This window comes from Pseudomonas sp. GW823-FHT06B06 (assembly GCF_058795195.1).
Map to the genome: position 1 here is coordinate 188949 of NZ_JBXAHO010000004.1, position 11869 is coordinate 200817.

General features: G+C 50.0%; 10 protein-coding genes and 4 pseudogenes. 9 read left to right on the top strand and 5 right to left on the bottom strand.

The window, feature by feature from the left end:
- Positions 1–217: 217 nt before the first annotated feature.
- The 3 genes and pseudogenes from tnpC to AC1Q8Q_RS05310 form a co-directional block, all read right to left on the bottom strand.
- Positions 218–1660, bottom strand: a pseudogene (tnpC, locus tag AC1Q8Q_RS05300) (IS66 family transposase).
- A 785-nt stretch (positions 1661–2445) separates the two neighbouring features.
- Positions 2446–3168, bottom strand: a complete 723-nt coding sequence (locus tag AC1Q8Q_RS05305) for a hydrolase (protein WP_080957002.1) — start codon at positions 3166–3168, stop codon at positions 2446–2448.
- A 28-nt stretch (positions 3169–3196) separates the two neighbouring features.
- On the bottom strand, positions 3197–3892 hold the full coding sequence (locus tag AC1Q8Q_RS05310; RefSeq protein ID WP_158296375.1) for a pirin family protein: 696 nt from the start codon (positions 3890–3892) through the stop codon (positions 3197–3199).
- Positions 3893–4072: 180 nt separating this feature from the next.
- Here AC1Q8Q_RS05310 and AC1Q8Q_RS05315 point away from each other — a divergent pair, with 180 nt between their 5' ends.
- Positions 4073–4987, top strand: coding sequence for a LysR family transcriptional regulator (locus AC1Q8Q_RS05315; protein ID WP_095963993.1), 915 nt, complete (start codon positions 4073–4075; stop codon positions 4985–4987).
- Between the two features lie 420 nt (positions 4988–5407).
- Here the strand turns inward: AC1Q8Q_RS05315 and AC1Q8Q_RS05320 are convergent, their stop codons facing one another.
- Positions 5408–5602, bottom strand: coding sequence for a DUF7740 domain-containing protein (locus AC1Q8Q_RS05320; protein ID WP_046816069.1), 195 nt, complete (start codon positions 5600–5602; stop codon positions 5408–5410).
- A 223-nt stretch (positions 5603–5825) separates the two neighbouring features.
- Between AC1Q8Q_RS05320 and AC1Q8Q_RS05325 the strand changes: the two are divergent.
- A pseudogene (locus AC1Q8Q_RS05325) lies at positions 5826–6073 on the top strand (TraI domain-containing protein); the annotation flags it as partial.
- 198 nt (positions 6074–6271) lie between these two features.
- Complete coding sequence (locus AC1Q8Q_RS05330; protein ID WP_080956999.1) at positions 6272–6721, top strand: GNAT family N-acetyltransferase; 450 nt, start codon at positions 6272–6274, stop codon at positions 6719–6721.
- A gap of 66 nt (positions 6722–6787) precedes the next feature.
- Here the strand turns inward: AC1Q8Q_RS05330 and AC1Q8Q_RS05335 are convergent.
- A pseudogene (locus AC1Q8Q_RS05335) lies at positions 6788–7027 on the bottom strand (transposase domain-containing protein); the annotation flags it as partial.
- A gap of 16 nt (positions 7028–7043) precedes the next feature.
- Between AC1Q8Q_RS05335 and AC1Q8Q_RS05340 the strand changes: the two are divergent.
- From AC1Q8Q_RS05340 to tatC, 6 genes and pseudogenes are all read left to right on the top strand, one after another.
- A pseudogene (locus AC1Q8Q_RS05340) lies at positions 7044–7691 on the top strand (IS630 family transposase); the annotation flags it as partial.
- 264 nt (positions 7692–7955) lie between these two features.
- Complete coding sequence (locus AC1Q8Q_RS05345) at positions 7956–8465, top strand: RidA family protein (RefSeq protein WP_052760636.1); 510 nt, start codon at positions 7956–7958, stop codon at positions 8463–8465.
- A gap of 333 nt (positions 8466–8798) precedes the next feature.
- Entirely contained in the window at positions 8799–10124 is a 1326-nt protein-coding gene (locus tag AC1Q8Q_RS05350) for an OprD family outer membrane porin (protein WP_064614977.1), read from the top strand.
- A 250-nt stretch (positions 10125–10374) separates the two neighbouring features.
- Entirely contained in the window at positions 10375–10653 is a 279-nt protein-coding gene (locus AC1Q8Q_RS05355) for a twin-arginine translocase TatA/TatE family subunit (RefSeq protein ID WP_024087607.1), read from the top strand.
- A gap of 10 nt (positions 10654–10663) precedes the next feature.
- Entirely contained in the window at positions 10664–11068 is a 405-nt protein-coding gene (tatB, locus tag AC1Q8Q_RS05360) for a Sec-independent protein translocase protein TatB (RefSeq protein ID WP_013973853.1), read from the top strand.
- The gene (gene tatC / locus AC1Q8Q_RS05365) at positions 11065–11859 is read left to right on the top strand and encodes a twin-arginine translocase subunit TatC (protein WP_064614978.1); all 795 of its coding nucleotides are present in this window, start codon (positions 11065–11067) and stop codon (positions 11857–11859) included. The genes tatB and tatC overlap by 4 nt, the downstream gene beginning before the upstream one ends.
- Positions 11860–11869: the final 10 nt, after the last annotated feature.

Consider the following 11869-nt stretch of genomic DNA (forward strand, 5'->3'; position numbering starts at 1 on the left):
ATCCTCTAACCTATTGAAAGACTTTGGATTCCAAAGCCAAGCTTATGATTGGTGGACTCAATTGTGTGCTTCTAATGACCGGCTGGCAATCGCTGACTGCGTGGCCGGCACGCTATGCTTTAAGGCTCAGAAAGGATTCTTCGGGGTTCACCAATCCAAACGGATCAAAAGCTAGCTTTATCAACTACATGCTCGCCACCCACGGCAATAGTGCTTCTTACTCGACAACCGACTGCGCATGCGGCTGCCGTTCTAGTACGTGGCGCAACCCCAGATAGGCCTCCTGTCCGTTCGCCCTGGCGGTCTAGACCGGCTGTAGATCTGAGCGCTGGCGGTGGCGTCCTTCGGCGCATCGCTGAACAGCTAAGCTTTACCCCGATGACAAAAGGCCTTATCGCTCTTTCTGCCAGTTTGTCGTCGATCGGCAGATGGCCCGCCTCTACATAACGTTTGAGCTTGTTCCAGTTGCTTGCGGATAATAAACGGCTTTCTCCAGGGCATTCTGCGACGTTACCTATGCAGTTTTCTCCAGCCACTTTGTATTTCACTCAGAACCGAAATGCTCCATGCTTGACCAATCACCAGGCGCTCAGCGTCGCCGACATCCTTGATTTCACGCTCGATCCTGAGAGTTTATTGATCAGACTCAACGCAACATCAGCACGCCGTGCCTTGCCCGTAAGTTGTACTTTCTGCGCGTCGACGAACTAACACGTGCATGCGTCCAGCATCCCATGCGCTCGAAGCCCTCATTTAAAGTGATAGCGTTATAGCCGGCATAATCATGACATAGCCGCGATAGCCTTCAAGCAGGTGCACAGGCAAGTCCCCCCACAACTGGATGCATAATCGAAAGTACATCAGGGTGTGCAGGAATCCCACCCTTTTGAACCCAAATCAAGGACTGGCTGTTGGGCTCGTGAACTTCGTCCTTGAGTACGTGAACACAGATTTCATCACAATGGATAACGCGTCCTTCAAGCAGGTTATCGCCCTTCACATTCAGCAGCGGCTGCAGGTGCGCCACATTGAATGACCCATCGCGCCAGGATTTGCCGAGGGATGTCGATCACGTGTCGCAACAGCACTTTCTCGAAACGATGAAGTGGCAATCCGTCGACGTACTTAGTGGTCAACAGCATCGCTAAACATGGCTGAGGCGAGGCTCTTTTCAATTAACTGAGCAGGTTTATCTACGGTGACCGTCGCAGCTTCAGCCACGGCAGTCATACACTTTTCGGATGTATTTGATCACCCGGATCAGCAGCGGCACGATCTCTAGCGGTTCGCTAGTACACTCGCCCATAATGGGCTTGCGGCAGCCGCAGTCGCAATTCAGGTCATGCTTGGGAAATTCGTGAATGACTTCAGTCCGGAAGAGCTCGGGCGGAAGCGGCTTACGTTGCCGCGATGTTTGAACGGTGCAACGACTTCTTCGTCCGGGTCTGGATTCGCAGCCGCCACAAGCTCAGCTTCTTCCTCATTGAACAAGGCCAACTGTGGCGTTAGCGAGTCGGCAGATTGTTCGGACTTGCGACAAACAGGCGCTGACGCCGCAGGACATTCTGCTCTTCGAGATAGGCGACTTTGGATTGCGATTCACAAAGCAACCGCTTGAGTAATGCAAGGTCGCCGGGAAGACGTCAGGCATGGAAATCATGCTGTGGATTATACCGGGTCAGGCAACGACGGCCTCGTCGGTGGTATCGACGGCGATTCTAAAACGGTCGGCGTCGAGGCGCTTGAGCCAAAGGCCCAGAAGCCGTCGCGCTCCCGATAAAGAGTTTTCATCCGATTACTGTGGCGATTCAGAATAACGAAGAACAGGGTGCCGAGAATGGCACCCTATTTTACGTTCGACCAGGGCCACTAGGCCGTCGAGGAGTTTTCGAAAAGTCCACAGACTTAGGATGGAGATAGCTTTTTTTTTCCACTTTAGCGTCGGGGCGCATAATCGAGGGCAGGCTCCAGAAAGAAATCGGGAGCGCAGCATCAGGGATCGACTGGTGACAGTGAATGTAGGGTTCAAGGCGCGCTTACATTCAGTCAGGTGGAAAACGGCAAATGATGAAGAGGAGCAGGCATGCAATTCGCCGCCACGGTAGGTATGGTTGCCAACCCACACGAACTCAATTGGGCGTGCCAGTCGATCCTCGCTGCACCGGTCGGTCGTCCATATCCTACCTACATGGCTAGGAAAAAAATTAAAGTTTGTGTAGGTAGTATCAGTCAAGCCGATGTAATCGTGCACGCCCCACCGACTATAAATTTAATGGTTTAACCAGTGTTCAACAATCAATCAGCACACGAGAAGGAGGCCTTAACTATTACCCTAGATCGCATCACATCACCCAGAACGCTTAATTTTTACCACCGAGCTTCATAGGCACCGCGCGGAGAGAATCTAGACGTATCTATGAGGCTCGCCGCGACGGTTCAAACGAGCTACTTTGTACTTAAAAACTGTTTATAAAAGGCGCCAATACCCATTGCCCCAGCATGATCGCGCAAAATATTGTAAACCTCGCCGTTCGTTTTATCTTTAGTCCAATCAGTTTCAAGTTCCAACAGGACAGGCAACCAAGTTATAGGGACTGCTCCAGCTTGCACAAGACGCTGCACTGCCCGCTCATGCGAGACAGCGTCAGAATCCCCACTTGCATCAGTGACCACGTAAACTTCATAGCCCTCTTTAAGTGCATACAAGGCTGGTAGCATTACACAATTATCAGTCCACAGACCTGCAATCAGTAATTTCTTCCGTCCTGTGGCATGAATTGCTTTACGAACTTTTTCATCCTGCCAAGCATTAATCGGCGTCCTATCAATAACTTCAGCATCTGGCATAACTGCTCTAATTTGCGGAAACATAGGTCCGCCATAGCTGTCCGCGGTGATCGTTGTAATGACTGTAGGAAGCTTAAATACCTTGGCAACTTTCGTCAGCGCAGTCGCGTTGTTAATGAGAGCATCAATACTTATTGATTGTGTAGCAAAAGCATATTGAGGTTGATAATCCACCAATAGCAACGCTGTATTTTCTGGCGTGAGTTGGTCTAAAACCTTAGCCGCCGATAACGATTCTGCTGCTTTCGCATCACCAAGACCGAGGACAAGACCGACAACAATTAAAGCGACTGACAAAATTGATTTTGCATAGCCGAACATATTCCTTCTCCCAGACCAGTAATTTAGATTAACGAAGATCAAACAGCAACACTTCCGCACTATCTAGCGAACTTATTGCAATTGTCGTGCAGTTTCCCACAAAGATGGCATCTCCTGCCGATAGCGCAAAATCATTAATAGCTACACCGCCACTTAACACATGAAGATATGCACGGCGATTCATAGGCACCTTCCACACCAACTCGATCGGCGTTAATATGGAGGCGTAAATCCTAACGTCCTGATCAACGCAAAGCACCCCGTCCGCCGAATTATCTGAAGCTATAAGGCACAACCGTCCAACTTTATCTTCAGGCGTAAACGTGCATAGCTGATAGGAAGGATCACTGTCCAAATTTTTTGGCTTAATCCACCATTGTACATGATGCTCAATCTCACTGTCCGAAGGATTCATTTCACTGTGTGAAATGCCTTTTCCTGCGCGCATTAAGTGTACATCACCGTAACTAACTCTTTGGCAGTTACCTATACTGTCTCGATGTTCAATTTCACCCATTAAAGGGTAAGACATCACCTCTACGTTTGAATGTGAATGCTCTGTAAATCCAGACTTCGGCTGAACGATATCATCATTAAAAACAATTAAATCCGAAAACCCTCGGCGCTCGGGTTTTCGGTAAGATCCAAATTCAAACGAAAATTTTGCATCCAACCAGCTATTTTTGAATGATCCACGGTCCTCGGATTTATTTATTACGATCATAAAACCCACCTTTATTTGATGCATCAATCGTGCGGCATGATCACCGCCAAGATAAGCGCTTCAAACTAGAATGCAGTGTTCTCTTAAAGTTACTAATCACTGTGATTGCCTTGATGCTATCCTCTAACGGCCAACAGCACATGCTCATCAGCGGCGAAAATAGAGGGGGAGGACTGTAAAGTGGAGAACCTAACGGCAATTTCCATTTTTATAACGGTGATTGAGGCGAAATCTTTTTCCGCCGCAGCCAAAAAGCTCGGTATGGTTCGGTCAGCTGTGAGCAGGCACATCACGGCACTAGAAACCACACTTTCCACAAGGTTAATCCATCGTACTACACGACAATTATCTCTCACCGCTGCTGGGGAACGATATTACGCACGCGTATCAGTAGCTGTTCAAGCAATCCGAGAGGCAGAAAAAGAAATTGATGAGGATCGTATTGAGCCAATAGGCAAGGTAGTTGCAGCCATTCCGATGAGCTTTGGGTTGATGCACATATTGCCAGGAATGGCTGAGTTCCAACAAAAACATCCAAAAATAACCATTGACCTCCGTCTGGATGACAAAAAAATCAACTTGCTCACCGAAGGTGTGGATGTGGCTTTACGAATTGCCGAACTAAGTGACTCAACTTTAGTAGCTAAACGTATCGCTCATGTTCGCCATATCTTAGTTGCTACCAAGTCATACCTCGATGCAAACGGCACTCCCACTACTCCGCAAGACCTCCAGGACCACGCCTGCTTGTTGTATACTTTAGGTGCAAGCCCAGCAAAATGGAGCTTTCATAAAGAAAATCACGTTAGTGACATCAACATTTCTAGTCAATTTTCAGCTAGTAATAGTTTAGCTATCCGAGAAATGGCGTTGGCGGGCATAGGCATTGCGCTAATACCTGATTTTCTTGTGATAGAAGACCTAAAAACAGGACGCCTGATGCAACTTCTGGATGATTGGCAGTCGCGGACCCTGGAAATTTCTGTCGTTTATCCATCACGCCGATACGTACCAAAATCAGTGCGGGAATTTATCGCCTTTCTCGAAGAGCGTACTCTTTTGGTTTATCCACTAGTAAGTCCAGTCTCTGGTTAAGCCCGCCTTCCCACGGCGTGAGCCAACCATTCTCTAGAAGAAACTCGACTACGGGAACATTACGCACGATCGTTGCCCCCTCAACGAAACCAAGAAGGCCGGAGAATACCTTCGTAAAGGTGAACTGAGGACTTCTGGCGGTTCTGGGCAACCGACGGAAACGTGAACAAAATCGAACTACTAAACACTCGAATTGCTCGAGAGTGCCCGATGGGAATTTGGCTTTGCTCTACGGGCAAAGACGCATCTAGGTTTCAGCTACTACAAACGCGCTGCTCAGTTAGTAATCCTCCTATCGTAATCAGCGTACTTCATGGCACGCAGAGTTTTATCCATTGATATACCCACGTTTTCCGCGGACAACTTTACCTACTTCCGAGAGCCTCCTAGGACGCAGCGGGCTACGGAAAAGATCGCAGGTCAGTTATTTAGGTTTTCTGCCAGAAACCCGACTAGGTCGAGCGGACTTCGGCTGTCGATAACCTTGTAGATCAGATCGCGCTTGCTGCGCGGCAACTTCTTGGCCACGCTCTTCGCTGAGGCCCTGACAACCTCGTCTGTTCCATGGATGCGTGCTGCGAGGAGCAGCACGAGCGTAGCGTCAGTAAGGTTCATAGCAGGCCCCGCAAATTATGCAGCCGCAGTGTACTGAATCTTTTCTTGTCAGTACCAGCTCAAGAAACCGATGTCAGGCGATTTCAATATTCCGAGTACCGCGTAAAAAGGACAGCAGTCAAAAGGAGATCAAAGGTCGAAGGGGAATTGGGAGTTCAAGGGTAAGAGCTCTATCCAAAAAGGCTAAAAGGCCATAGGTCCGGCCGCCACCCTGGAGACCACGATGCTTCTCAACCTATTTCTTCGCAAAAGGCAAAAGCCTCCTCCCTGCTGTCCGCGAACGTCACTGAAGGTTACCTGTCCGTCGAGTCAGCTCAAACTCTACTGGCGGTCGATCACCGCCGCCAGTTACTGGATCGTATCTGGCAATACACCGCCCTCTCCCATACCCAATTCACTCAGCTCTGCTTGCATCCAATCCATCGTTACGCCGAGCAGGTTCAGCTACTCCCGGCCAGCGAGGCGCACCATCAGTAAGCGTCCGGTCATCCCGTCTGGTTTCTTTGACTGTGGCTGTCAAACAGCGAGATGTCCATCGTCATCCAGCGGGTCATGCGTAGCCTGTATTATATTGAGACTGCAATTTGTCTGATCGCATGGTGTGAGGCTTGGTGCCGTGTCTTGATAGACTTCTTACCTTCGCCACTGCTCCCTATCCGAGGAACTCTAATGACAAATCAACCCATATTGATCGAGTTGGTTCGAGAGACAAATCCGGTATTGCTCAAGTCTTTGAATGACCTACTCCCCCAGCTTTCCATGAATGCGAAGGCGATGACAATGCAAGAATTGCAGCAGATCGTAGGTGCAGAATGCTCGGATTTATTGGTCGTAAAGGGGGCAGGTGGAGAAGATATCTTGGGAGCGCTAACCCTCATTCATTTCCGTATTCCGACAGTAGTTCGTGCGTGGATCGAGGACGTTGTTGTGGATGCTGGTGCCCGGGGACAACGGGTCGGCAAAGCACTCATTCAGGCAGCTGTAGAAAGAAGTCATGCTCTGGGCGCAAAAAAACTGGATCTTACGTCTAACCCAAATCGAGAATCTGCTCACCGTTTATATGAGGGAGCAGGATTTTCTGTTAGAGAAACAAAGGTCTATCGCTATCTTCCCGCTTGATGGATATTCCCAACGATCAGCCTCCCTGTTTGACCCAGCGAAAAGGGAGCAAGTCGGTAATTTCGCTTGACGTGGCTCCGCCGGTGCGGCCTGTGGATTGGCTGCCTTCAGCTCGGCTTCGATAGCTGCGATATCGGTATCGAGCAGATCGTCGAGCAGACTGCCTTGGTCGGGGCTCAGTTGCTCGCTGCGCTTGGCGAGCTTGTGTCGCTTGAGGATGGCGATTTCGTGAGCAAGTTGCTCGTTGACCGTTTCAAGGCGGTGGATCTTCTGGCCCATCGCGTCGACCTGGGACAGCAACTGCATAGCTTAGCACACCGAACTGAGCCGGCGTGTCCGTTCGGCCACCATCAGCCAGCGCGACGGTCGTCGGGCACAAGTGATTCTGTTGGCGGCCCAAGGTTGCACGCGGGTAGAAATTGCCCGGCTGACCGGGTTCTCGCTTCCTGTCGTCACGTGTTGGTGTCGACGTTTTCAGGATCAGCGGCTAGACGGTTTGATCGATAAGCCAGGTCGCGGTCGTAAACCCTTCCTGCCCCTTGACACTGTACAACGCGTGCTTGAGCAAGTCACACAACCCCGGATCCGTGAACGTCGCTGGAGCCGCCGAAGCATGGCCCGGGCGGCTGGAATTTCAGCCACCAGTGTGGACAAGATCTGGGCTGCCAACGATTTGGAGCCGCACCTAACCCGCACCTTCAAACGGCCCAATGACCCGCATTTCGAAGAGAAGTTTTGGGACGTCATCGGCCTCTACCTGGATCCGCCGGACAAAGCGCTGGTGCTCTGTTGCGATGAAAATAGCCAAGTTCAAGCACTTGAGCGGACCCAACCGGGGTTTGCCCTGACGATCGGTCACATCCGTACGTAGTCACACAATTATGCGCGCCACGGCACCGTCACCTTGTTCACGGCTCTGGACTATCTTCAAGGACGCTTGATCAGTTGCATCGAGCGAGAACACCGGCATTTCCAACGGGAGGATTGCTCTGCAGCATTGAGTCATCGCACATGCAACCAGTAAAAAGAAATATAAATTTAACTCGCCCCGAGAGCACGCGCAAACCTCTTTCCAACCCAGGTTTTGCAATTTCCTCAAGAAGGCACCTTAAAATTCAGAATCCCGGCGATGGCTGGCCCCGTGGCGCAAAATGTATAAGCATATGGCGGCTCATGTCTAACACCTGAAGCACAAGCTAGAGTAGCTTAATAAAAAACAAAAAGGAGCACATGTATGACCACTCAAACAACACCTACCCCGCATCCATCTCATTTCAACAAGTTCAGAACGCGTAAAATTCTATTACTAGCTCTATTGCCATTCTTATCCACGCAATTGTTTGCAATGGAGCCCAAAGCAGCGTTTCATTTGAATGCTGAATTTGAGAAGCAGTACAGCTTTTCAATTGCAGTCAAAGCTGGGGATTTTCTACGCATTGGAGGCGTCACCTCCGTTGACAAGGACGGAAAAGAGGTCTATGCCGGCGATGCTACAAAGCAGATGCAGCTAATTTACGAGCGAATGGCAGCTATCCTAAAAGCCCATGGCGCGGACTTTAGCAATGTTGTAAGCGAAACTATTTACTATAAAACAGACAATGACATTTACTTTAAGGCCCTAGAGACCAGAGCAGCCGTTTATAAAGGATTGGTAGCGCCAAGTGCGTCCGGCGTGAGAGTAGTTGACTTTGCCAGCGATAGTGCGCTCATTGAAATAACGGCAGTGGCGTACCTGGGGAAGTGACCGCTTAATTCGGCCTGACACTAATAACCAGGAACACTCATTATCCTCATCAAAAAATAATACATAAGGACGCGACTAAATCCAGCAATAGTCGCCAGCGCAATATCGCCTAGCAAGTAAAACAAGCCAAAAAAATTAAGATAGGATAACAGCTCCAAAAGTATAATGATTTTATACCCAACTGGAAGCTAACATGCTATGAAATCCGATCATGCTGGCTGCACCATGCAAATTATCCAACCAGAATAACAACCAACTCTTTATTTAAATAAATATAACCAGCAAGCGAATTTTACGCTACACCCAACTAAACTCTCCTCTCGAGATCAGCTAATGAATAACAAAATCTACCATAAAGGTTTAGCTGCAGGGGCCGTACTAGTACTAATGCCTACAGGCATTTGTTATGCAAACTCCCAATCGGAGTCTGCTGGATTTTTAGAAGACAGTCATCTCAACCTCCTTTCCCGCAATCACTATTGGCATCAGACTGGCGATTTGGGTACACAGCGTGATTGGACACAGGGTGAAATGCTTGATTTCAACTCTGGATTTACCCAGGGTGTGGTGGGCTTCGGCATCGATGCTTTCGCCTATGGAGCCATAAAGCTCGACGGAAGCGGCAAACGGACAGGCTCTGTGACGCTCCCTGTTCGCGACAACGGTCAGCCGGCGGATAGCTATAGTAAAGCGGGGGGCAGCATCAAGGTTCAACTGTCCAATACCACACTAAGATACGGTGACTTACAACCAAAAGTTCCTGTGTTCGCTACCGGCAGCTCTAAGTTACTGAACCAGACCGCAACTGGCTGGATGCTCGATAGCGGAGAGCTAAAGGATATCGTCCTATCCGCTGGACTTTTCACCTCAGGTACAAGTTACCTTTCTACCAATCGAAGCGGCGATCTCGGACTGGCTTTCGCAAGGGTCAGCACCCCACAGGTGGGATATATTGGTGGTACGTACGCGCTCAGTGATCAGACATCTATATCGTTTTATGGCTCTCGGTATGAGAACCTCATGGATCAGTATTATACCAATATCAACCAAGCTATCGCATTATCCGAATCACAATCATTAACGCTTGACTTTAACTTATACCGCAGCCTCAACTCGGGAGAAGCAAAGGCAGGTGATATTAATGTCACAGCAGCGTCAATTTCAGCAGCACTTGCAACGGGTCCTCACACATTCGCACTGGCGTTTCAGCGCAATGATGGTGACCAGCCCCACGATTACGCAGCGATAGGAAGCGTCAGTCCCGGAGTGGCAGCAGGTGTTTTTAGCGACGGTCTATACCTAGCAAACGCCGCTGAATTGTCAGACTTTAATGCACCAAATGAGCAGTCAGTTCAGCTTCGCTATGAGCTGGACATGCAATCGTTTGGAGTACCGGGTTTGACTTTGACAGCCAAGCATATTCGTGGGACGGACATCGACGGCAGTAAAGTTAACGCAGACTCAGCTTATTTTGGACTTTATGGGAAGTCTGAAGAAGAGCGGGAGACCGATTTGATTGCTCAGTATATCATCCCGAGCGGTCCGGCTAAGGCATTGACGACTAAATTAATACAATCTTGGCACTCAGGCGACATCAGTACAGGCGGTAGGATCACTCGAACTCGACTGATTATCTCCTACCCATTTGAATTTTTTTGAATTTAAAGTATCTCAAGGTAGAGCCTTATAGTTTATATGGTATCAAAAATGAGACACTGGCAGTTCGTAAGGAATGGCGGTTCGCCTCGAGCCGTCAGCTTACGGGGAGAATACTCAGAAATAATTGGAGTTTGAAAGGCCAAGTCATAGTGATGACGATGTAATAGCTCAGATAGCCGATCGCAGAACTATTGGATCTGTTTTAATACAATTAAAAATTTAGCTAATTCAACTTAAAGAGAACAGGCATATGGGTATTTTTGACTGGAAACATTGGATTGTTATATTAGTCGTTGTGGTGCTGGTGTTTGGCACCAAGAAATTGAAAAACCTCGGCACCGATGTCGGCGAATCGATTAAAGGCTTTCGCAAAGCCATGAACGATGATGAACCACCATCCGCCCCCAACATGTCTGCGGAGCAACCGACCGAATCGATATCACCGAAGACCACCCAGCCTGTGAATGGGCCAAGCACCTTAGACGTGCAGGCGCAAAGAGTTGAAGAGCCAACTCGTAACAACGCGTGAGCACTGACTAATGTTTGGGATCAGCTTCACTGAATTGTTGCTCGTTGCCCTAGTCTCCCTGTTAGTGCTGGGCCCCGAGCGCTTGCCAGGTGCTGCACGTGCGGCCGGTATGTGGGTAGGCCGCCTCAAACGCAGCTTTAATGCCATCAAAGAGGAACTTGCACGTGAAATCGGCGCTGACGAAATTCGTCGGCGGCTACACAGCGGACGCATTATTTCCCTAGAGGATGAGGCGCGAAAAATCTTCGCACCAACCAACCAGGAACTGACCTTGGTGGCGCACGTTACCGATCAAAAGATCGTGCCTCAGACGCCTGCGGTGGATGAATCTGCATCTGCGGTCGATACGCCGCCTCCAGCGACTCCAGCGCCTAACAATTCAAATCTCCCTAATTTGCTACCGCGAGCCTCATGAGCGAAACCCCAGAGAACGACCAACCAATGCCGCTGGTATCGCACCTCACCGAGCTGCGCTCACGACTGCTGGTCTGCGTGGCAGCGGTCTTCACCATTTTCGCCGGGTTGTTTTCCTTCACCCAGCAGATCTACACATTCGTCTCCACACCACTGCGCCAGTACCTGCCGGTAGGCGCGACAATGATCGCCACCGACGTGTCGTCGCCGTTCCTGACACCATTGAAGCTGACGATGACGGTCTCGCTGTTCCTGGCGATCCCGGTGATCCTGCACCAGATCTGGGGCTTCATCGCACCGGGCCTGTACAAGCATGAAAAGCGCATCGCCGTGCCGCTGTTGGTGTCCAGCATCCTGCTGTTCTACACCGGCATGGCCTTCGCCTATTACCTGGTGTTCCCGCTGATCTTCAAGTTCTTCGCCGCCGCCACCCCGGCGGGCGTGGAGATGATGACCGACATCAACAGCTACCTGGATTTCGTCATGACGCTGTTCTTCGCCTTCGGCGTGGCGTTCGAAATCCCCGTGGCCGTGGTGTTGCTGGTGTGGATCGGCGTGGTCGACGTGGCCTACCTGAAGAGGATCCGCCCCTACGTGATCATCGGTTGCTTCGTGGTCGGCATGATCCTGACTCCGCCGGACATTTTCTCCCAGACCCTGCTGGCGGTACCGATGTGGCTCCTGTTCGAGATAGGTCTCCTCTTTGGAGGCTTAGTGCGCAGTCGAAATAACAATCTGGACGACGAGCCCATATGCGACCAAGATGCTCAACCTCCAGCCACCCAAGCGTGAATCCCGACGA